We start from the raw sequence: 22173 nt of genomic DNA, 5'->3' as shown, positions 1-22173 counted from the left end.
ACATGGAAGCCGATAAAATTAAAGACAGCATAAAGCGGGCAGCGCAAGATTTATTCCGCAAATTCGGTTACCATAAAACCAGCGTTAACGAAATAGCCAAAAAAGCAAGGATCGCAAAAGCCACTATCTACAAGTATTTTGATAGTAAGGAGGCGGTATTGCATATTTTGCTGATGGACTATATTAAAGCCAGCGTTGATGACCTGGTACAGAGCAATACCCCTGATATGGACGAGGAGGCCCACCTCAATAACCTTATCATGAAAACCTGCCGCCTGTCATACACCGTTTGCAACGAATTTATCGGCTGGGATTTTATCCGCGAATCAACCAACTCCCAGGACTTTTTAAAAAACCTGAGCAACGAGCTGGAAGAAATGCTGATGGCATCATTTATTCAACTGCCCGGCATCCGCAAACACGAAACCTATCACCAGCGTTTACGCTTCCTGATCAAATGCAGCAAAAGCATCGTGTTCAGTTTTGCGTTTACCTCGGTAAGCGATTCGGATGTGCGCAAAAACTTTGTTTCTTTTCAAAAAGAGATATTACCTTATTTGGTAAAGGCCGCTATTACGGTGTAGGTTAGCCTATTTCAAATTGAACGTTATCGATCCGCTTTCTTCAACATCCCAGATGGTTGATTCATCAACGTTGATGGCATTTAAATTTAAAAAACTATCTGCTTGCTGTAAATAATCTTCGTCAGTATCGCCAAGCCGGGGTATTGCTATGATCTGTGGATCAATGTTAATCCTGCGGATTCTGTCGGTCAGCAGTACCAACGTGGCTTCCGAATAGGTTGATGATGCATCCTTGTTTAATTCACCATTCCCGTCAAAAAGAAAGTAGTCTGTCATTAAAATCGAAAAGAATTGCTTGTCGCGTTTATCATAATAAAACACTTCTGAGAATTTTACCGGTGATTGCTGCAGACCGGTTATTAGCCAATTATATATTTGTTCCTGGGTGGTCATCGCTTAAAGATACGGACTTAAAAATAATTGAAGTATTTTAATAATATACTTTGAAATACAAAGTTCTTTTATTTAATTTGCTTGCAGAAATAAAGGCCGTGGAAAAGGCCTATCTTTTTACGCTTTTACTTTGAAATACAAAGTGCTTCCATTAAATAAAATGATACAACAAGAACCAAAAACGCGCGGAATAATGGACTGGCTCAAGGAGTCGGTTACAGTTAAATTACTTTTTATCGGAGTGCTGATTATAGTATTGCTCATCCCCTCATCGCTGATTAATAACCTGATAAGCGAGCGCGCGCAGCGGCAGGACGAGATGATAAATGATGTATCAGACAAATGGTCGGGAGGGCAGTTGGTAGCGGGGCCGGTATTGGTGATTCCTTACAGAAAACATATCCAGAAAACAGATACAGCCAACAAAGTAACCAGGCAGGACGCTATGGAAAACCTTTATATCCTGCCCGATAATTTAAATATTAAGGCAGGCCTTAATACACAGATATTGCATAGGGGTATTTTTGATGTAGCGGTTTACAACTCGCTGGTTAAAGTATCCGGAAACTTTTCAAAGGCCAGCCTTGCCGGTCTTTCTTTAACCGCCGATCAGCTTGTATTGGATAAGGCGCGCCTGATTTTTAGTATTACCGATTTAAAAGGTTTAAAAAACAATCCGGTGATAAAAGCAGCCGGCCAAACCTTAACTGCCGAGCCTGTATTTAATAGCACATTGTTACCGGGCGATGGACTACAGGCGGCCATCGATTTATCAGGAACAAAGGATGGCGAATTTACCTTTGATTATAACCTGGATATGAAGGGCAGCCAGGAACTTAGCTTTTTACACCTGGGCAAAACTACTGATGTACAAGCCGGCGGCAGTTGGGCCAGCCCAAGTTTTGACGGCCGTTATTTGCCAGACGAACGCACGGTAGATAGCGGTGGTTTTAAATCGCACTGGAAAATATTGTATTATAACCGGCCCTTCCCGCAGCAATGGGTTGACGATAACGGCTTGCTAAACAACGAGAAAAAGCAAGCCGACGCTACGTTTGGAATTAAACTTCGTTTACCGGTTGATCAGTATCAAAAAACAACGCGCACCAGCAAGTATGCCATTTTAATTGTGCTGCTTACTTTTATCTCCCTGTTTTTAACCGAGGTTATCCGCAAGCAAAGCATCCACATTTTCAATTATGTTCTGATAGCCGCTGCCATGATCATTTACTACCTGCTATTGCTATCCTTCTCTGAACAAATTGGTTTTAACTTTGCTTACCTTGTGGCCTCCGTTGCAACCATTGGCCTCATAGCAACCTTCATAGCCTCCATATTAAAAAACAGGATGGCGGCGGTGTTATTTGCTTTTATCCTATCGGTATTTTACACATTTATTTTCGTGATCATCCAACTGGAAGACCTGGCGTTGATGGTAGGGAGTATAGCCCTGTTCATTATTGTAGGTGTGCTGATGTATTTCTCGCGGAAGATTAACTGGGATAAGCAGGAAACAATAAAAGCGGATGCGGCCCATAGCTAAACATCTTATTTCATAACAACCTAAACCTTATATTTATATACCATATACCGTTTTGGTATATGGTATAATATTTATTATGTTTGCATAGTAAATTTAAATACTATGAGCCGTGAACTAACAGATTTTTCAAAACAGGTAGACGAGCAGTTCGATATTGAGTTTAATCCATTAACAGATATTGTAAGCTATTTAATGGGTTTATTCCTCTAAGGCTGCTATGGCTTTTTTCGTCTTTTATTCTTGATTCTAACTTCTTGATTCTGATTGTTACCTTTGCAGCCTGATGAATAAAGTTGCAAAACAGAAGTTTTTTGAAGACGTTCGGATAATAGATATTGCCGAAGAAGGAAAAGGCGTGGGCAAAACCGACGACTTTGTGCTTTTTGTTGATAAAGCCATACCCGGCGATGTTGTAGATGTACAGGTTTACAAAAGCAAAAAGAATTTTGGCGAAGGCAAAATTTTTAACCTGAAACAAGCATCGGAATACCGTACCACACCATTCTGTGAGCACTTTGGTACCTGCGGCGGCTGCAAATGGCAGCACATGACCTATGAGGCGCAGCTTAAATTCAAACAAAAATCTGTTGCCGATGCCCTTGGCCGGATAGCCAAAATTGACGTAGATGGCATCATGGACATCATCCCATCACCGGCCGACCGTTACTACCGCAACAAGCTGGAATATACCTTTAGCGATAAACGCTGGTTATATGATGGCGAGAACAAAGAAGATGAAGCGCTGAACATGAACGCCCTTGGCTTTCATATCCCCGGCCGCTTTGATAAAATTTTGGATGTAAAGCACTGCTACCTGCAGGCCGAACCCTCAAATGATCTGCGAAATAGTATCCGCGATTTTGTGATTGAGCAGGGGTATTCATTTTATAACCTGCGTAACCACGAAGGAGCATTACGAAACCTGATTGTGCGTACATCGTCAACCGGCGAGATCATGGTTATAGTAGTGTTTGCCTATGTTGAGCAGGAGGATATTGATAAGCTGATGAACTTTATTGATGCCGGTTTCCCCGAAATAACGTCATTGTTATATATCATCAACCAAAAAAAGAACGACACCATTTTTGACCAGGATGTAATAGCCTTTAAAGGCCCAGAATACATTCATGAGGAAATGAACGGCATTAAATTCCGCATCGGCCCAAAATCGTTTTACCAAACTAACAGCATCCAGGCCCTACGCCTTTACGAGATAACCCGCGATTTTGCAGGCTTTAGCGGTAACGAGCTGGTTTATGACTTGTATACCGGCGCCGGTACCATAGCCAATTTTATAGCGGGCAGCGTAAAAGAAGTGGTAGGGGTAGAATATGTGCCCACTGCCATTGAGGATGCCAAAGTAAACTCAGCAATTAATGATATCACCAACACTAAATTTTATGCGGGTGATATGAAGGATGTACTGGTGGCTGATTTTGTGGCCGAACATGGCAAACCTGACGTGATCATCACCGACCCGCCGCGTGCAGGTATGCACCCCGATGTGGTTGCCCGTTTGATGGAAATTGAGGCACCTAAAATTGTTTATGTAAGCTGTAATGCCGCTACCCAGGCCCGCGATTTGCTGGTATTAAAAGAAAAGTACGATACCGTAAAGATACAACCTGTAGATATGTTTCCTCATACCCAGCACGTAGAAAATGTGGTGTTATTGGTGTTAAAAAGTTCATAGTTGATGGATCATGGCAGAACAACGAAACATTATTGAAATTAACGAAACGAAAACAGCAATTCAGAAAATATGCAACCCGAAGATCTGCTAAATCCGGATAATGAAAACCAGCCACAGCCGGCCAAAAATAGTCCGTTGCTGAGTTTGGAGCGCGATCTTAAATTTTTTAAAGATTCGATACATGAGGTAGCCATCGAAATTATGGTGGAGGGGCTATCATCATATCCAATTTTTATAGCTCATCAACACGAGCTAAAATTGGGCGAATTGATACTGGACAGGCACGATTTGAATTCGGACTGGAGCATTCACGCTTCAACCCTTGAAGAATTTACTGAACGCGGCGTAATTAAACCGGAATTGAAAGAGCGCTTTATCGGCAGCTACAAAAATCCCAATGAATATATGTGCGTGTTTGTAGTAGTACCCGAAGGAGCGAACTTTGTTTATGTGCCGTATAAAAAATAGATTGTGCGGCGTTTAAACTTGAAACCTTAAAACGGACTTGTATATTTACCGCGTATAAAACCAACATTATAACGGTTCTCCGTTAAAACTTACAAAGCTTTCTTCCCATGCCCGAAAAGAAACTCCTGATATTAAACCGGCAGCAGATACAGCAAAAGCTGGACCGTATGGCTTACCAGATACTGGAAGATAATTTTGACGAGGAAGAGATACTGATAGCCGGCATACTGCCCCGTGGCAACCACATAGCCGGGCGCCTGAAAGCCATTTTGGATAACATCGCTCCATTTAGCAGCAAACTATTATCTATTGAATTGGATAAGCAAAGCAGCAGCCTGCAGGCTAATATCGATTTTGACGTAAATGCCTGTAGCAACAAAGTAGTGATACTGGTTGATGATGTATTAAACAGCGGCAAAACCCTTGCTTATGGCTTCGGGGTTTTCCTTGATGTACCCTTGAAAAAACTACGCACGGCTGTTTTAATAGATCGTAACCACAAAAGCTTCCCGATAACTACTGATTTTGCCGGCATGGCTTTGTCAACTGTTATAAAAGAACATGTAGATGTTGTGATGGACGAAGAGGGTGAAGAGGACGCGGTTTATTTGAGATAGGAAGGCAAAATTAAGTTAGTGCCTCGCTGCCCGTTTATTAGTTGCTGCTCAGTTCTTCCTGGGGCACTACAACCTCGCCGCGATCTGAAATATGGAGACCTCCCCCTGCAAAGTCGCTGTCGCTCAATATCCTGATCCTGGTGGCTGCGCTATTTAGGGTATCGCGTTTAAGGCCGCCGTCATGCGTCTGCCTGAATGAAATGATATTACCTTTTAAAAACTCGCCCTTTTTATTAACGTATACTTTCAATAGCGGAGCAAAGCCGCAAACACCGGCAACGCTCACGCTGCGGTAAGTGCAAAAATTGCCCAGGCTGTAAGCGATAAGCCTGTTTTTATACAACTCCATGGCGCGGTTAACATGCGGGCCGTTCCCAAAAATGAGGTCGGCGCCGGCATCAATAGCATTATGGGCAAAGGCATATACATCGCCACGCTTTTCATTAATATAGCTTTCCATTTTACGGGGCACATGCTCATAATCAACACCCTCGCCGCCACCATGAAAAGATACAATCACCACATCACATCGTTGCTTTAATTCGCTGATGATGCTGGCAGCGCCCTTCAAATCAAGTATAGGAACTGTGTTGGCGTTGGGTGCAAATGAGCAAAAGCCATATTTGATGCCATTTACTTCAAAAACGGTTGATGGCTTTATCAGCAGCCCTGCATAATGAATACCGAGGCTATCCAATGTTTGTGTGGTGCTGTTGCGACCTTTAATATCAAAATCGCCGATATGGTTATTGGCAAGGCTAAGCACGTTAAATCCGGCACTCTTTAAAACTGAAGCATATTTTGTAGGCATCCTGAACAGGAAGGCTTTGCTTTTTTGATGCAATTTGTAATGCGCCGGATCGCCGGAATCTAACAGAGATCCTTCAAGGTTACCGAATATCACGTTTGCACCTTTCAGATCGGGCTTTACTGCATTAAAACTGTTTATGGCGCTATCTGGCGGCAGGGTAGCATTATTAGGATAGGAAGTGCCCAGCATAATATCGCCCATGGCGGCAATGCAAAGCGAATCGGGTACAATGGGTTGGGTTTTTGGAGGTGTCCGTTTGGGAACTGCAGCCTTTTGTTGTTTTACCACAACGTGTTTTGGCGGCGGTGTTTGGCAAGCCTGCAAAAGTATAACCAGGCACGTTACAACAGGCAGCAGGTAAGGTTTGGTATAAAAAAAAAGTCCCTTCATGTTTATGATGGGACTAAATTAAGTATTTTGTTGAATTTCTTTAGTTGCTATTATCGTCGTCGGTATTTGTTGCAACGTTGCTGTTGGTTAGCTGATCTTTAAATGAGGCTAACAAGCGGCCGCCTTTATAAAAGTAACGACTGTAATAATTATCGTCGAGGCTGCTGATAGCTACGCCTCTTGATGAGGCATGGGCAAACTTTCCATCGCCCAGGTAAATGCCTACATGGGAAATGCGGCGGCTGTGAATTTTAAAGAAAACAAGATCGCCCTCTTTTAATTCATCTTTACCAACAGGGTTAACCATGCTGAAAATATCGCGTGAGCTTCTTTTAATATCCAAGTTAAAAACCTCGCTATATAACTCTTTGGTGAATGCCGAGCAATCGATGCCTTTTCTTGATTCTCCGCCAAAATGGTAAGGGGTACCAATCCAATCATAAACAAAGTGAAAAAGTTTCATGTTTGAGGTTGCGGATAAGGCAACACCCATAATTTGGGATAAGTACGTTTTCGCTAAACCTTCCTGCTCGTCGGTTTTATCCTCAGTTACAGTTGGAGTGGTTTTTGTTTGAGCTTGCGAAGCTAAAACAGTGAACATTAGGGCAATAGCCAGGGCAAATTTCTTCATTTAATCCGTTAAAATTGTTGTTAGGGCCAACAAATTGTTTATTAAATCAGACACTTTGTCTATCGTTGAATACAAAACTATCCATATTTTTTAAATTTGCAAATAAAACGTGCTTTTTTTTCAAAAAATATAAATATAAGGGCCTTACTAAAAATGTTATTAATATAAAGCTAATCCTATTACGAAGGATGAATATTTATGGTTACCCTTTTTGACCATGAATCATAATTTATTTCAAAACTGAGCAAAAAAAGAATCTAAAAAACAGGACAATTGCTGTTTTTTAACAGTTCAAAAACAGAAAGTTAGCAGAAATCCTTTGGCGAAAATTAAAATCGGCCTTATAAAGTTTGGCAAATCAAACAAAATGCTGCTGGAATTGCCTACCAAACGCACAGAGTGAGAAATAAAAAATAAAACTGCATAACATTTGGCTCCGGTTTCGGTAATTTAAAGGATATAATTAGATTTGCGCTTTACTCCAAGAAATTGACTGTTTAAATACATGAGTTCAATCGAAATAACTAAGGACACTTACCTGATGTGGTACGAACAAATGCTGTTGATGCGTAAGTTCGAAGAAAAGACAGGACAACTATACGGACAACAAAAAATCAGGGGCTTTTGTCACCTGTACATTGGGCAGGAGGCCGTATTGGCCGGTGCCATGTCTGTAATGAAACAGGAAGACAGCATGATAACCGCTTACCGCGATCACGCCCATGCTTTGGCCAAAGGCGTTGAGCCTAAAGCTATCATGGCCGAAATGTATGGTAAAGCAACCGGATGCTCAAAAGGTAAAGGGGGATCAATGCACATGTTTGATAAAAGCAAGCACTTTTACGGCGGTCACGGTATAGTAGGCGGCCAGGTACCTCTTGGTGCCGGCGTTGCTTTTGCCGAAAAATATAAAGGTACCGAGTTTGTGAACATCACCTACATGGGCGACGGTGCTGTACGCCAGGGCGCACTTACCGAAACCTTTAATATGGCCGCGCTTTGGAAGTTACCTGTAATTTTTATTTGCGAAAATAACGGTTACGCCATGGGTACTTCTGTTGAGCGTACAACTATCCAAACTGATATTTATAAATTAGGCTTACCTTATGGTATCCCTTCATCGGCTGTTGATGGTATGGACCCTGCCGCAGTACACGTTGCTATGGACGAAGCTATTTCGCGTGCCCGTGCAGGTGAAGGCCCAACCTTTTTAGAGATGCGTACTTACCGCTTTAAAGGTCACTCCATGTCAGATCCGCAGAAATATCGTACCAAAGAAGAATTGGAAAGCTACAAGGCAAAAGATCCGATTGAAATGACTAAACAAACGATTGTTGAAAAGCAGTATGCCGACGATAAATGGTTTGAGGAAATTGACGCAAAAATTAAAGCTATTGTTGATGAAGCGGTTCAATTTGCCGAAGAATCGCCATGGCCAGAGGCTTCTGAACTATATACCGACGTATACGTTCAGGAAGATTATCCATACATTAGAGATTAATTAAGTCGAAAGTCTTAAGCTCTAAGTCTTAAGTTTTTTGACTTAGAACTTAAGACTCCAGACTTAGGACCTAAAAAGTTATTACTAAAATTATAACACATATAAAAAGTATATGGCCGAAGTAGTTAAGATGCCTAAAATGAGCGATACCATGACCGAAGGGGTATTGGCTAAATGGCATAAAAAAGTTGGCGATAAAGTAAAATCAGGCGATGTATTGGCCGAGGTTGAAACTGATAAAGCTACCATGGATTTTGAATCGTACCAGGATGGCACCTTGTTATTTATAGGTGTTGAAGAAGGTGCAGCTGTTCCGGTTGATGCGGTTATTGCCGTAATTGGTAAGGAAGGCGAAGATTACAAAACCGCGCTGGCAGATAGTGGTAGCGAGCCTGCCGCGAAGAAAGAAGAAAAAGCGGCTGAACCAGCACCTGTTGCTGATAAAAAACCTGTAGCTACAGCTGCACCAAAGGTTGATTTATCAAGCATACCGGCTACGGTTATACGCATGCCGCTTTTAAGCGATACCATGACCGAGGGTACCATTGAAAAATGGAACTTTAAAGTAGGTGATAAGGTAAAGGCCGATGATTCATTGGCCGATGTGGCAACTGATAAGGCTACTATGGAAGTTGTTGGTTACGAAGCCGGCACTTTATTGTACATTGGTGTAAAAGAAGGCGAATCGGTACCAGTTAACGGCATTATTGCCATTGTGGGTAAAGAGGGAACCGATATTACGCCTTTGTTACAAGACGCTGGTTCGGAATCTGCCGCGCCTGCTGCTGAACAAGCCGCTCCGGAAGCAAAAACCGAAAGTGCTGATGCAGCTCCTGCCGCTTCATCAGCTGCTGATGACAGCCGCGTTAAAGCATCGCCGCTTGCACGTAAAATAGCAAAAGATAAAGGCATCAACCTTAATGATGTAAAAGGCAGTGCCGAAGGCGGCCGCATTATTAAAAAAGATGTTGAAGAATATACACCAGCTGCCAAACCGGCTGCTGAGCCAACACCAGCTGCTGCTCCTGCATCGGCACCTGCCGCTCCTGCGAAAGCGCCTGTTGTATTGCCAACCTATACCGGCGAAGAGAAATTTACCGAAAGGGCAGTTACGCAAATGCGTAAGGCTATTAGCCGTCGCTTAAGCGAAAGCTTATTTACCGCTCCGCATTTCTACGTAACCATGAGCATTGATATGGATCAGGCTATTGCAGCCCGTACCCGCATTAATGATGTGGCCCCGGTTAAAATATCGTTTAATGATTTTGTGTTAAAAGCCTGCGCGGTTGCCTTAAAACAACACCCTGCTATTAATTCATCATTCCTGGGCGATAAAATACGCACTAACGAGCATATTCATATTGGTGTTGCCGTTGCTGTTGATGAAGGCCTGCTGGTACCGGTAATTAAATTTGCCGATGGTAAATCGTTAAGCCATATCTCGGTTGAGGTAAAAGAGTTTGCCGGTAAAGCAAAATCTAAAAAATTACAACCTGCCGAAATGGAAGGCTCAACCTTCACCATATCAAACCTTGGTATGTTTGGTGTTGATGAATTTACCGCTATTATTAACACACCAAACGCGTGCATACTTGCAGTAAGCGGCATCCAGGCTGTTCCGGTTGTTAAAAACGGCGCTGTGGTGCCAGGTAATATCATGAAAGTTACCCTGAGCGCAGATCACCGCGTGGTTGACGGCGCTACTGCCGCAGCCTTCCTGCAAACGCTAAAATCGTTACTGGAAGAACCGGTTAGATTGTTGATATAATTTCGATTTCGGATTTCGGAATTTCGATTTCGGATTTTTAAATATAAAAGAGCGATGGGGATACCTCGTCGCTCTTTTATATTTAAAAATAACGCTGTTGCGGGCTATAGCTGCCGCGGGCTTACAGCCCGTTGCAACTATGGTGTCAGCTTCCAGCTAACGTCGTAAAGTCTTGTACAAGGGCATTCAGCTTATGCACATGCCTGTAAGCATGGTAAATAGCAACGGCTGCCCATTCCAACCGGGTAAGTAAGCCTATTCCGGTAAATTCGGGTGCAAGGCAAGTCCCTGTCAGGTCCTGGTTTAGTACAATTTCTTTAAGCTTCTCAGAAACGGACGAAAGTTCATCGTTCAGCAGGGTTTTATCATAATCCTTATCATCGGGTATTAATGTAGGGGCTGCAGGGTATTTGGCATCAAAATCTAAAAATATGCCTTTTATTACATCAACATATTGATCGGGGCTGCGTGGCGTAACTTTTACCGGGCCGTTTAAAGTTGAAACTGCGCCCTGCAATGAAAGTCGCAGATGCTCCAGGTGCTGCGCCGGTGTCCATGATCCTGGTTGTGGTAAACGATTGAAATCGGCGGGTTTAATTGATGCTATAACCTGCAGCAATTCATTAATAGTCGAATCAAGCGAAATAGTTAAAGGCTCTGGTAAATTGTTGCCGGGTGCGTTTATTGTCTGCTTCTCCATAATACTTTGTTGATTGATAATCAAATATCGGCAGGCATAATGTTATTTGGCCGGGGTAATATGGACATTTAAAGGGCGATTTGCGACATGTTTTACTCCTTACTGTCGGCAGAAACAGAGTCGTTCCTTACAATTCTTTTCGCATCACATAATCGTTCATCCAGTAAGGGCCTATGGCGATGTCTTCTTCATAAGCAATTACAAAGCCCATTTTTTCATAAAATGATTTGGCCTGGTTATACCGGTTTACGTTAAGTTCGAGAACTTTTTTTCCTGCCTCCCCGGTCTTTTCCGCTACTTCGTTTATCAATATTTTGCCGTAGCCTTTACCTTGCGTTTGGGGCAGGCAGTATAATTTATGCAGCTTGTAGATGTCGGGGTTTTCATCGCGCGGCGAGTATGCAGCAAAAGCTACAGGTGTGCCCTCTTCTTCCAGTAGCAAGTAGGTTTGCAGGTTATCGCTTACCTGCTTTTCTATTTTTTCTGCCGAATAAATCTCGGCCAGCATAAATTCAATTTGCTCTCGCTCCAATATAGCCGAGTAGGTTGCCCACCAGGTGGTATCAGCTATTTGCAGTATGGTATCAATATCGTTAACTGTTGCCTTTCTTATAATATACATAATCTGTAGTCGGTTTTCTGTTGTCTGTGGACGGTTTTCTGTAGTCGGTTTTCTGCGGTCTGTCCTCAGGCCACCGGCCTCCGTCTCCGGTTCACGCTTTTTCTTCCCATATCATACAAAGGTGCAAAATGGTTTCTACCGCCTTTTGCATATCCTGTACAGATACCCACTCCTGCTTGCTGTGAAACGCGTGTTCGCCGGCAAAAATATTGGGGCAGGGCAGGCCCATGAACGATAGCCTGGAACCATCGGTGCCGCCCCGTATACTGCATAATTTGGCGGTTAAGCCCGTACGGTTTATGGCTTCCATGGCGTTGGCAACAATTTCGGGATGCTGCTCCAGCACATTTTTCATATTACGGTACTGCTGGCTGATGGTTAAGGTATAGGCAGAATTTGGGTATCGCTTTAAAACTTTATCGGCCGTTTTTCGAATTACCTCCGCATGGCTTTTCAAATTATCCTCGTCAAAATCGCGGATAATGAAATCAATGCCGGCTGTTTCTACATGGCCTTCTATGCTTACGGGGTGCACAAAGCCCTGCATGGCTTCCGTATGCTCGGGCGATAGTTCATCCGGCAAAGCCGCTATAATTTCGCCGGCTATCTTTATAGCGCTTTCCATTTTACCCTTCGCAAAGCCGGGGTGGGCGCTTACACCTTGTATGATCAGCCGGGCGCCATCGGCGCTAAAGGTTTCATTTTCCATATTGCCGGCACTTTCGCCATCAATGGTATAGGCGGCATAAGCGCCAAGTTTGGCAATGTCAACATGTTCTACCCCATGTCCAACTTCTTCGTCGGGGGTAAATAGTATCCTGATATCGCCGTGCTTTATTTCGGGATGATTGATTAGCTGATAACAGGCATCCATAATTTCGGCAACACCGGCCTTGTTATCAGCGCCCAACAGGGTTGTGCCGCTGGCCGTTATTACATCATGTCCAAATTGATTTTTAAGATCGGGATGCTCTGCCAGTTTAATAACTTGTGTGTTATCGTCAGGAAGTATAATATCCTGGCCCTTGTAGTTTTTATGTACAATGGGTTTTACATTGGCGCCGCTGCAATCGGGCGCTGTATCCACGTGCGAGCAAAAGCAAATTACAGGCACCCGTTTACTGGTATTTGATGGAATAGTGGCGTATACATAACCAAATTCGTCGAGGTGGGCATCCAGAACACCCATAGTCAGCAGCTCATCAACCAATAGTCGGCTTAAGTTTTTTTGCTTTTCTGTTGATGGAAACGTAACCGAAGTGGGGTCTGATTGCGTATCAATGGCAACGTACCGTAAAAAGCGGTCAGTCACTGTAAAACTTAGCGGGGAATTAAAACTCATAAGCTATATTAGTAAAATTTTAAAGCCGTTTGTAAAAAACGGCATGTGCTTTTGTAAATATTGATAAAAATTAACATTGAAAAAATATATTCTGTTTTTTGTTTTAGGCTTCACGGTTGCAACAGTTAAAGCGCAAAGTGGGTTTAACTATTACGAGTTTGGTGCAGGTTTTAGCGCAAGCTACGGCAAAGCCGAAGCAGATTTAAAAAAGCAGGACTACCACCCGGCATTTAGTTTAAATTTTGTTTACAATTTTAGCCCCTATTTTCCCATTACGGCCGAATTGCAAAAAGGCACTTTCTCTGGCGGAGGTACAACTCCCGCTGTAGATGCCTCTGGCCGGTATTTTACGAATTCATACCTTTCTTTTAATATCCATGGCGACGTGCAGGCAGGCGAGATAATGGATTATGATGGTAGCTGGATTTTAGACCGTATTAAGGGCTTCTATTTAGGGACCGGTTTGGGTGTTATTCATAACAACATGACCAGGATTCAACGTTATAACCAATATCCGCTAAACGCGGCCATAGGCGATACTGAAGGTTTTAGGGGCGCTGATAACAGCGTGAATATTATTATTCCGATCAGGTTTGGTTACGAATTTAAAATTTATGATGATTATGATCAGCCGCGGTACGGCATTGATTTAGGGATTCAACATTATTTTGCTCCCGGAGAAGGACTTGATGGCTATAATGACCCAACGGCGAAATACAAAAATAACGCCACGGATCAGTACACTTTTGTAACCATTGGTTTTAAATATAACTTTGGTAATACTACTTCTTACACCAAACTTGTTAGAAAATTCCAGTAAATTGAACGTAGAGGAATTGCGCGATTATTGCCTGCAAAAGCCAGGTACCACCGAAGGCCTGCCCTTTGGCGAGGAAACCCTTGTGTTTAAAGTTGCCGAAAAGATATTCCTGTTGATTGGCCTTACAGAAGGCAACCGCTTTAACGTGAAATGCGACCCCGAACTTGCCATTGAACTGCGCGAGCGTTATCCGGAGGTAATCCCCGGCTATCATATGAATAAAAAATTATGGAACACGGTTTATATGGATGGCTCTTTAACCCGCAGGCAGCTTTGCGAAATGATTGACCACTCTTATGAGCAGGTGGTAAAAAGTTTATCAAAAAAACTGCAGGCAGAGCTCTCGGATTTAACATAGCAGCGAATGTTTTGCAGCTGTCTTTGAATCTCGATTCTTTTCTTCCCCATTTGTAACGGAATTATTCCACATCTTAAACCTTGAATCTTCACGCTTGATTCTATCTTTGGCCAAAAGTAATTTCATGAGATCATTTTTATCGGCTATACTTCTTTTTTTTGTTTGTATCAGTGCTAATGCCCAGTTAACGCCGTTTGAGCTCAGCAAGGATAAAAACTATACGGCTACCTATGCCGAGGTAATTAGTTACTATCAAAAGGTAAATAAACTGTATCCGCAGCAAATGAAAATGATTAATTACGGTACAACCGATGTGGGTAAACCGTTAACATTGATTGTGCTATCAAAAAATGGTGTTTTCGATCCCGCGCTGATAAAAAAACAGGATAAACGCGTATTGCTTATCAACAACGGTATTCACCCCGGCGAGCCGGAAGGAATTGATGCCAGCATGATGTTGGTGCGCGATCTGCTTAAAAAGAACCAGTTGCCAATGGATGTTGTGATTTGTTTAATTGCGCTTTATAACATCGATGGCAACCTTAACCGCGGCCAAAGTCGTGTAAGCCAAAACGGACCGGTAGCCTATGGCTTCCGTGGCAACTACCGCAACCTTGATTTAAACCGTGACTTTATTAAAGCTGATAGCCGCAACGCGCTTGCTTTTACACAGATATTAATCGCCTGGAAACCGGAAGTGTTTTTAGATAACCACACCAGCGATGGGGCCGACTATCAGTATGTGATGACACTGATAGAAACCCAGAAAGACAAGCAAAACCCGATACTGGCCGATTATACCTCGAAAACATTAACACCCTACCTTTATAGCCACATGAAAAAAAGCGGCTATGAGATGATTCCTTATGGCGCAGGTGAAGAAGGCCTGCCAGACTCGGGTATCGTGAGCTTTTTGGAAACGCCCCGGTTTGCAACCGGCTTTACTGCCCAGCATAACATCATCAGCTATATTACCGAAACCCATATGTTAAAAGCCTTTGACAAACGGGTTTATGCAACGTATGATTTTATGCAGCATTTGATTGACATAAATCAGCGTGATGCTAAACTGATTGGCGACCTGAAGAAAAAAGCCGATGCGGCCGTTATCAGCCAAAAAACATTCCCCTTAAAATGGGAGGTGGATATGAAAACTGTGGATACCATCACCTTTAAAGGGTACGGAGCCGGCTACAAAACCAGCGATGTAAGCGGGCTAAAACGCTTGTATTATGACAGGAGTAAGCCTTACACCAAAGTTATTAAATTTTACAATACCTATAAAACAACCGCGACAGCTGATAAGCCCCTGGCTTACATAATACCACAGGCATGGGGTAAAGTGATAGACCTTTTTAAGCTGAATGGTGTAAAAATGCAGCAACTGGCACATGATACCACGTTAAACTTGCAGATGTATTACTTTGGCGATATTAAAACACCAACACGCCCGTTTGAAGGCCATTACCTGCATAGCAGTGTGCAATTAAACCCCGTTGATATGGCCGTGAAATTTTATGCAGGCGATTACGTTGTATATACCAACCAGGCCATTAACCGGTATATTGTAGAAACATTGGAACCACAGGGTGTTGATTCATTTTTTGCCTGGAACTTTTTTGATTCGATGTTGGGCGAAAAGGAATACTTTTCGGACTATGTTTTTGAAGATAAAGCCGCCGACCTGCTAAAGAAAGATCCCGCCCTGAAACAAAAGCTGGATGATGCCAAAACAAAAGACCCGCAACTGGCCAACAGCGCGCAGGCGCAGCTGTTTTTTGTATATAAAAATTCGCCTTACTTTGAAAAAACATACATGCGCTACCCGGTAGGCCGCATTTTAAACGATACTAAACTCGACCTTAAATAAATGGAATACCTTATCGCAACACCTGTAGCATCTTTAATATTTGCAATAACGCTTATTGTTTCCGTAATGGCGTTTTACAATCAAAGCCTGTATGGTAAACTGATGTTGCATCCGTATAATGTATCGCGCGGACATTATGTTTATACCATTATTACCAGTGGTTTTATCCATAAGGATATAATGCACCTGGCATTTAATATGATATCGTTTTATTATTTTGCTTTCGCACTTGAAGCACAAATAGGACATTGGCAATTTGCGCTCCTATATATGGTAAGCCTTATTTTAAGCGATATGCCATCGGTACTAAAACACCGGGAAAATTATAGCTACTATAGTCTTGGGGCATCCGGCGCAATCAGCGCTGTAGTATTTGGAGCAATACTGTACTACCCCACAGCCAGGATGGGAATAATATTATTACCGGTTCAAATCCCCGCATATATATTTGGCATTTTATACCTGGTTTATTGCAGCTATGCGTCCAAATACAGTAGGGATAATATCAATCATGATGCACACCTTTATGGTGCATTAAGTGGTTTGCTGATTACAATTTTGCTAAACCCGCCTGTTCTTCCGTCGTTTATTCAACAAATCAGCGCGGCAATTCAATCAATTGGGCATTAACAAAATCGCCATTGGCATCAAACAAAAAGCTCATGGGGGCATTGGGGTTTTTGATGATCTCTAACAATAAAAAGCCCCAGTTTTTCCAGAAGTTTTCCAGCACCTGGCCGTAGGTTTTGTTCATCCAATCATCAAACAAGGGTTTGCTGCTGGTGCCGCGTAAGGGGGCGGCTTCTATGTAAATGGTATCGCCAACGGGCATTACCTCATACTCTGGCAGGCGGTTAAACAGGTAGGCCGAGTAAAAGAAACGCGCGTTTACCTCCTCAAACTGAATGGGGTGTAAGGGCTGATCGGCAATTTTATCCAGCCTTTCCTGGTGATAGCGGCCATTTGAGCCATTATCCTGCAGGCATATTACCAGGCCAAAATCATTTATCCGTAGCGAGAATGTAAGCGTATTGATCTCATCGCGATAGCCAAAAACGCTGTCGGCATTGTCAACCTTAAACAAAGCGATGCTGTAAGGTTTAAAGCCATCCAACTCGATAGGCAGGTTAAGGGTTTGCAGCATCAGGTGCAGGTTGCTAAACCGGTGAATAATGGCCTGCGAAATATTAAACTCCTCCCCCTGCGCATGCTGCTGGCGGATACCGGCCTGTATTTCGTTAAAAATTATACCGTATAATAATTTGCCGGCCCATTGAAATAGCTTCAACTCATCAAGTTCTTTTACAGCTTCATAGCCCGTTTCAAACGCGGCGGCTATTTCGGCCTCCAGCGGTTCCAGATATTGTTCGTTTACGGCTGCGCTACAAGGTAGTTTCAGGTCCTTATACGTGGCCATACTTTCGTCGAGCAATTTAAAGGGTTGGTCTTCCAGGTTATAACGGCTCATGAGCCATTGCGGAAAAACCTGTATCTTTTCTTCTTCAGAATTTAAAGTCTCGCCCGTAAGGAAACATTTGCTGTTGCTGAAATTAAAACGCTGAAACGGTGAATAAATTTGTGCCGGCATGGCCGCAAAGATAAGCACGAAATTCATTCTAAACTTTTAGCTTTGGTTTTTAACATGGAACTGACATATCAACCTTTCGAATTACAACTTAAACACACTTTTACCATAGCCAAATTTTCGCGCACCACCACGCCGGTTATGCTGGTGCAGGTAAAACATGAGGGCTTTACCGGTTACGGGGAAGCATCAATGGTGCCTTACATGGGCGAAAGCCACCAAAGCGCCACCGAGTTTTTAAGTAAAGTTGATATAGGCCGGTTTAGTTATCCATTTGATTTTGGGTCGATAATAGGTTATTTAGATAGTATAGCGCCTGGTAATCCTGCAGTAAAGGCGGCCATTGACATCGCCCTGCATGACCTGGATGGCAAAATTAAAGGGCAGCCCTGCTGGCAGCTTTTTGGCAGCAACCCGGCCCTAATGCCCGTAACCAGTTTCACTATCGGCATTGATACGCCCGAGATGATCATCAAAAAGGTAAAAGAGGCCGAAGGTTTTAAAGTGATTAAGGTAAAGCTTGGCCGCGATACCGATAAAGAACTCATAAGCACCATTCGTTCGGTTACAAACGTGCCATTATACGTAGATGCCAATCAGGGCTGGACAGATTTGCAGCAAAGCCTGGATATGACTTACTGGCTGCAGGAGCAGGGTGTACAACTGATAGAGCAACCCATGCTTAAAACCGACCCGGATAGCAATGCCTGGCTCACAGAGCGCAGCCCTATTCCCATTATTGGTGATGAGGCCGTGCAACGCTTTGAGGACGTAGAGAAAGCCAAAGGCGTATACACGGGCATCAACATCAAACTCATGAAATCGGCCGGGATGTATGAAGCCAAACGAATGATGAACAAAGCACGCGAACTGGGCCTACAAATTATGATTGGTTGCATGACCGAAACCAGTTGCGCCGCATTGGCCGGTTTAGCCCTCGCCCCCCAATGCGATTGGGTTGACCTGGACGGCCCCTTCCTGGTAAGCAACAACCCCTACCAGATGCCCGGTTTTGCCGATGGCAAGTATATCTTAAATAACGACCCCGGATTGGGGATTCACACCAATTTTAATTAACACGAATTTCACGAAGTAAAGCGAATTTTCTCAAATCTGCCTGGTAAGATAAATTCAAATAATTTGCCCGATATATAACATTCGTGGAATTCGATTCAATTGGTGAAATTCGTGTCTGTTTAAGATTCGTGTAATTCGCCTAAATTCGTGACATTCGTGTGAAATGAAAGCATTAATCATCGGTTCGGGCATAGCGGGCATCGCGACAGCGATAAGGCTTGCGGTGCAAGGGCACCAGGTTGAGGTTTTTGAGGCGAACAGCTATCCTGGCGGTAAACTATCTGAATTTGAACAGGATGGTTTTCGCTTTGATGCCGGGCCAAGCCTGTTTACCATGCCGCAGTACGTGGATGAGCTTTTTACCCTTGCAGGTAAAAACCCTAAAGATTTTTTTTGCTACCAGAAGCTGGATAAAGTTTGCCGGTACTTTTATGAAGACGGCACCCAATTAAACGCTTATGCTGATACTGAGCAATTTGCCGCCGAGGTAAGTAATGTTACCGGCGAACCTGTTGCATCAGTAAAAAAATACCTGGCCAACAGTGCAACTATCTACAATATAACCAATCACGTTTTCCTGGAACAATCGCTGCACAGGCTTAAAACATTTTTGAGACGGGATACTGCAAAGTCGGTTTTGGGGCTACCGGGAATAGATGCCTTCCGGACAATGCACAAGGCCAACGCGGGCTATTTTAAAGATGACCGCCTGGTGCAGTTTTATGACAGGTATGCCACTTACAATGGATCAAACCCGTATGCAGCCCCGGCTACCCTGAACGTGATACCGCATTTAGAGCAGCACTATGGGGCTTATTTCCCCGTCGGGGGTATGTATAGTATCACGGGCAGTTTAGTTAAGCTGGCCGGATTATTAGGGGTTGTATTCCACTACAACTCAAAGGTTGATGAGATTGTGTTAGATGACCGCAAAGCTATCGGCCTTAAGGTAGGAGGTAACATCATCAACGGAGATGTCATCATATCCAACATGGATGTTTGGTTCACCTATCAAAGGCTGCTTAAGTCGTATCCCGGGTTGTTTCCTAAGAGAATCCTTGGCCAGGAGCGTAGCAGCTCGGCGCTGATATTTTACTGGGGTATCAGCAGGCGGTTTCCAGAACTTGATTTGCATAACATCTTTTTCAGCACCGATTACAAAGCCGAGTTTGACCATATCTGGAAGGATAAAAACATCTTTCATGATCCTACTATCTATCTCAATATCAGCTGTAAATACAAGCCGGATGATGCCCCCGGCCGCTGCGAAAACTGGTTTACCATGATCAACGTACCGGCCAATGTGGGGCAGGAATGGGATACACTGATTGCCACCGCCCGCGAAAACATCCTCAAGAAACTCACCCGTATTTTGGGCGACGATATCGAAAGCCTCATTGTTTCCGAAACCATGCTCGACCCGCGGCGTATCCAAACCAAAACTTCATCGTACCAGGGCTCGTTGTATGGCGCCAGCAGCAACAGCCGGTTTGCGGCATTTTTGCGGCATGCCAATAAATCGTCCAAAATTGAAAACCTGTATTTTTGCGGCGGGAGTGTCCATCCGGGCGGCGGGATTCCGCTCTGTTTACTCTCGGCAAAAATCGTAAGCGGGTGGATTGCCGATGATTTTTCTCCAACTTCTTAAAGTACGTTTTTGAGCAAAAAAGCATCAATTTTATAGCTGAAAACAGCAAAAAATACATACAAACCTGCTATTATTCCGATAAAAAAACTACAAAAATCAACACTTTTTATCACTTTAAAAAGTACGCCTACTTTTGTTAAAAATTTTCCCGCCAAAGTTCCCCCTTCAGGGGGTTAGGGGGCTTATATTTGCGGCATGGATCTTCAACTATTCGATAAGCAGGTTTATGCCGATAGGCGGCAAGTGTTAACCCAAAGCATGGTCAACGATGGCCTTATTGTGCTGCTGGGCAACGAGGAAAGCAGCATGAACTATAAGGATAACCATTTTAGCTATCGCCAGGATAGCAGTTTCCTGTATTACTTCGGGCTGGACCTTGCGGGGCTGGCCGCAGTGATTGATACCGACACCGGAGAAGCCGTAATCTTCGGCAACGAGCTGAGCATCGACGACATTATCTGGACAGGCGTACTGCCCACCGTGAGCGAAATGGCCGCCCTGGTTGGCGTTACCCAAACCCGCCCGTACAACGATATTACCCACTACATCCACAAAGCGCAAACCACCGGGCGCAAGGTGCATATACTGCCGCCTTACCGCCCCGAAAATAAAATTAAACTGGCCGCATGGCTCAACGTGAGCCTGCAGGATGTGGCCGATCATGTATCGGTAAAACTCATCAAAGCCGTAATTGCCCAGCGGGTGATTAAAACCCCGCTGGAGATTGCCGAAATGGAAAAAGCGGTATCCATTAGCGTAGATATGCAGCTGGCCGTTATCAAAAACACCCGCCCCGGCATTAAGGGCTACGAGTTGGTGGCCAAAGCCAACGAGGTAGCCATAGCGGCCAACTCGCGCCTGGGTTACCCCGCCATTATTACCCCCCGCGGCGAAACCCTGCACACCCATTACTACGGCCATACCCTACAGGACGGCCAGATGCTGCTATGCGACATCGGCGCCGAAAATGCCATGCACTACGGCGGCGACCTTACCCGCACCGTGCCCGTGGGCCAGAAGTTTACCACCCGCCAGGCCGAACTATACGAGGTGGTGCTTAACTCCATGGACCACGCCATCAGCATGCTGAAACCGGGCGTACGATACAAAGATATTCACCTGGCCGCCTGCCAGAAACTGGTAGAGGGACTTAGCCAGGCCGGCATCATGAAAGGCGACCCTGCTGAAGCCGTTGCCGCCGGTGCGCATACCATGTTTTTTCAATGCGGACTGGGCCACATGCTTGGCATGGATACCCACGATATGGAAGACCTGGGCGAACCTTACGTTGGCTACACCGACACCCTTAAAAAAGAAACTACCGTGTTCGGCCTCAAATCCCTGCGCCTGGGCCGCGAGCTGGAAGCCGGCTACGTGCTCACCATCGAACCCGGCATCTACATCATCCCCGAACTCATCGACCGCTGGCAGGCCGAACACAAATACGTCGATTTTATCAACTACGACGTGCTAAACACCTACCGAGATTTCGGCGGGATAAGGATCGAGGATAATTTTCTGATAACCGACACCGGCAGCCACCTGCTGGGTAAGTACTTGCCAAAGAGCTTGAAGGAGATTGAGGGGTTGAAGGGGTAGATGTGCAGATTTCAGATGTGCAGATGGTTTTTTGATTTAGCAATATAAAAACTACCGTCATTGAGAGGCACGAAGCAATTGCCGGTAGTGCAAACGCCTCCTGAAGCTCTGAGCCCCGGCCCATGTGCGATTCCCCTCTCGAGAGGGGCGGAG

21 protein-coding genes are annotated in these 22173 nt (G+C 44.1%); 14 read left to right on the top strand and 7 right to left on the bottom strand.

The window, feature by feature from the left end:
• The first annotated feature begins 2 nt into the window (after positions 1–2).
• Positions 3–584, top strand: coding sequence for a TetR/AcrR family transcriptional regulator (locus PQ469_RS30885; protein ID WP_090652075.1), 582 nt, complete (start codon positions 3–5; stop codon positions 582–584).
• 6 nt (positions 585–590) lie between these two features.
• Here the strand turns inward: PQ469_RS30885 and PQ469_RS30880 are convergent, their stop codons facing one another.
• Positions 591–977, bottom strand: a complete 387-nt coding sequence (locus tag PQ469_RS30880; RefSeq protein WP_274211081.1) for a hypothetical protein — start codon at positions 975–977, stop codon at positions 591–593.
• Between the two features lie 193 nt (positions 978–1170).
• On the opposite strand from PQ469_RS30880, the gene creD reads away from it, so the two are divergent.
• From creD to PQ469_RS30860, 4 genes are all read left to right on the top strand, one after another.
• A complete protein-coding gene (gene creD, locus PQ469_RS30875; RefSeq protein ID WP_274211080.1) occupies positions 1171–2520 on the top strand; it encodes a cell envelope integrity protein CreD in 1350 nt (449 codons plus the stop codon).
• Between the two features lie 283 nt (positions 2521–2803).
• Complete coding sequence (gene rlmD / locus PQ469_RS30870) at positions 2804–4213, top strand: 23S rRNA (uracil(1939)-C(5))-methyltransferase RlmD (RefSeq protein WP_274211079.1); 1410 nt, start codon at positions 2804–2806, stop codon at positions 4211–4213.
• Between the two features lie 69 nt (positions 4214–4282).
• Positions 4283–4681: a hypothetical protein gene (locus PQ469_RS30865; protein WP_274211078.1), complete on the top strand. Its 399-nt coding sequence runs from the start codon at positions 4283–4285 to the stop codon at positions 4679–4681.
• A gap of 107 nt (positions 4682–4788) precedes the next feature.
• Complete coding sequence (locus PQ469_RS30860) at positions 4789–5298, top strand: phosphoribosyltransferase family protein (protein WP_090652071.1); 510 nt, start codon at positions 4789–4791, stop codon at positions 5296–5298.
• A 37-nt stretch (positions 5299–5335) separates the two neighbouring features.
• On the opposite strand, the gene PQ469_RS30855 is transcribed toward PQ469_RS30860, so the two are convergent.
• Together PQ469_RS30855 and PQ469_RS30850 are read right to left on the bottom strand one after the other, a co-directional pair.
• Positions 5336–6499, bottom strand: a complete 1164-nt coding sequence (locus PQ469_RS30855) for a CapA family protein (RefSeq protein ID WP_274211077.1) — start codon at positions 6497–6499, stop codon at positions 5336–5338.
• Between the two features lie 40 nt (positions 6500–6539).
• The gene (locus PQ469_RS30850; protein WP_090652069.1) at positions 6540–7130 is read right to left on the bottom strand and encodes a C40 family peptidase; all 591 of its coding nucleotides are present in this window, start codon (positions 7128–7130) and stop codon (positions 6540–6542) included.
• A 505-nt stretch (positions 7131–7635) separates the two neighbouring features.
• Here PQ469_RS30850 and pdhA point away from each other — a divergent pair.
• Together pdhA and PQ469_RS30840 are read left to right on the top strand one after the other, a co-directional pair.
• On the top strand, positions 7636–8631 hold the full coding sequence (pdhA, locus tag PQ469_RS30845; RefSeq protein WP_090652067.1) for a pyruvate dehydrogenase (acetyl-transferring) E1 component subunit alpha: 996 nt from the start codon (positions 7636–7638) through the stop codon (positions 8629–8631).
• 112 nt (positions 8632–8743) lie between these two features.
• Positions 8744–10399 carry a dihydrolipoyl dehydrogenase family protein gene (locus PQ469_RS30840; protein ID WP_274211076.1) on the top strand — a complete coding sequence of 552 codons (1656 nt, stop codon included), beginning with the start codon at positions 8744–8746 and terminating at the stop codon, positions 10397–10399.
• 145 nt (positions 10400–10544) lie between these two features.
• On the opposite strand, the gene PQ469_RS30835 is transcribed toward PQ469_RS30840, so the two are convergent.
• From PQ469_RS30835 to pepT, 3 genes are all read right to left on the bottom strand, one after another.
• Positions 10545–11099 (bottom strand): DinB family protein, encoded by a 555-nt coding sequence (locus PQ469_RS30835; RefSeq protein WP_274211075.1) that lies wholly within the window; start codon positions 11097–11099, stop codon positions 10545–10547.
• Positions 11100–11226: 127 nt separating this feature from the next.
• Complete coding sequence (locus tag PQ469_RS30830; RefSeq protein WP_274211074.1) at positions 11227–11721, bottom strand: GNAT family N-acetyltransferase; 495 nt, start codon at positions 11719–11721, stop codon at positions 11227–11229.
• Positions 11722–11812: 91 nt separating this feature from the next.
• Positions 11813–13063 (bottom strand): peptidase T, encoded by a 1251-nt coding sequence (gene pepT, locus PQ469_RS30825; protein WP_274211073.1) that lies wholly within the window; start codon positions 13061–13063, stop codon positions 11813–11815.
• A 76-nt stretch (positions 13064–13139) separates the two neighbouring features.
• Here pepT and PQ469_RS30820 point away from each other — a divergent pair, with 76 nt between their 5' ends.
• The 4 genes from PQ469_RS30820 (at position 13140) to PQ469_RS30805 (ending at position 16741) form a co-directional block, all read left to right on the top strand.
• Positions 13140–13883, top strand: coding sequence for a hypothetical protein (locus PQ469_RS30820; RefSeq protein ID WP_274211072.1), 744 nt, complete (start codon positions 13140–13142; stop codon positions 13881–13883).
• A 1-nt stretch (position 13884) separates the two neighbouring features.
• On the top strand, positions 13885–14241 hold the full coding sequence (locus tag PQ469_RS30815; protein WP_274211071.1) for an MmcQ/YjbR family DNA-binding protein: 357 nt from the start codon (positions 13885–13887) through the stop codon (positions 14239–14241).
• 124 nt (positions 14242–14365) lie between these two features.
• Positions 14366–16111 carry a M14 family zinc carboxypeptidase gene (locus tag PQ469_RS30810; RefSeq protein ID WP_274211070.1) on the top strand — a complete coding sequence of 582 codons (1746 nt, stop codon included), beginning with the start codon at positions 14366–14368 and terminating at the stop codon, positions 16109–16111.
• Positions 16112–16741: a rhomboid family intramembrane serine protease gene (locus tag PQ469_RS30805; protein ID WP_274211069.1), complete on the top strand. Its 630-nt coding sequence runs from the start codon at positions 16112–16114 to the stop codon at positions 16739–16741. It begins immediately after the preceding gene.
• Here PQ469_RS30805 and PQ469_RS30800 read toward each other — a convergent pair.
• Positions 16710–17726: a hypothetical protein gene (locus PQ469_RS30800; protein WP_337993748.1), complete on the bottom strand. Its 1017-nt coding sequence runs from the start codon at positions 17724–17726 to the stop codon at positions 16710–16712. The two genes, PQ469_RS30805 and PQ469_RS30800, sit on opposite strands and share 32 nt — an antisense overlap.
• A gap of 27 nt (positions 17727–17753) precedes the next feature.
• On the opposite strand from PQ469_RS30800, the gene PQ469_RS30795 reads away from it, so the two are divergent.
• The 3 genes from PQ469_RS30795 (at position 17754) to PQ469_RS30785 (ending at position 22020) form a co-directional block, all read left to right on the top strand.
• Positions 17754–18773 (top strand): dipeptide epimerase, encoded by a 1020-nt coding sequence (locus tag PQ469_RS30795; RefSeq protein WP_274211068.1) that lies wholly within the window; start codon positions 17754–17756, stop codon positions 18771–18773.
• Positions 18774–18936: 163 nt separating this feature from the next.
• Positions 18937–20421 carry a 1-hydroxycarotenoid 3,4-desaturase CrtD gene (gene crtD, locus PQ469_RS30790; protein ID WP_274211067.1) on the top strand — a complete coding sequence of 495 codons (1485 nt, stop codon included), beginning with the start codon at positions 18937–18939 and terminating at the stop codon, positions 20419–20421.
• 195 nt (positions 20422–20616) lie between these two features.
• Positions 20617–22020: an aminopeptidase P family protein gene (locus PQ469_RS30785; RefSeq protein ID WP_274211066.1), complete on the top strand. Its 1404-nt coding sequence runs from the start codon at positions 20617–20619 to the stop codon at positions 22018–22020.
• Positions 22021–22173 lie beyond the last annotated feature (153 nt).

Source organism: Mucilaginibacter sp. KACC 22773, from assembly GCF_028736215.1.
In the GTDB taxonomy this organism is placed as follows: domain Bacteria; phylum Bacteroidota; class Bacteroidia; order Sphingobacteriales; family Sphingobacteriaceae; genus Mucilaginibacter.
The sequence above is the reverse complement of the archived record's forward strand: the minus strand, read 5'-3'. Positions and strand labels throughout refer to the sequence as shown.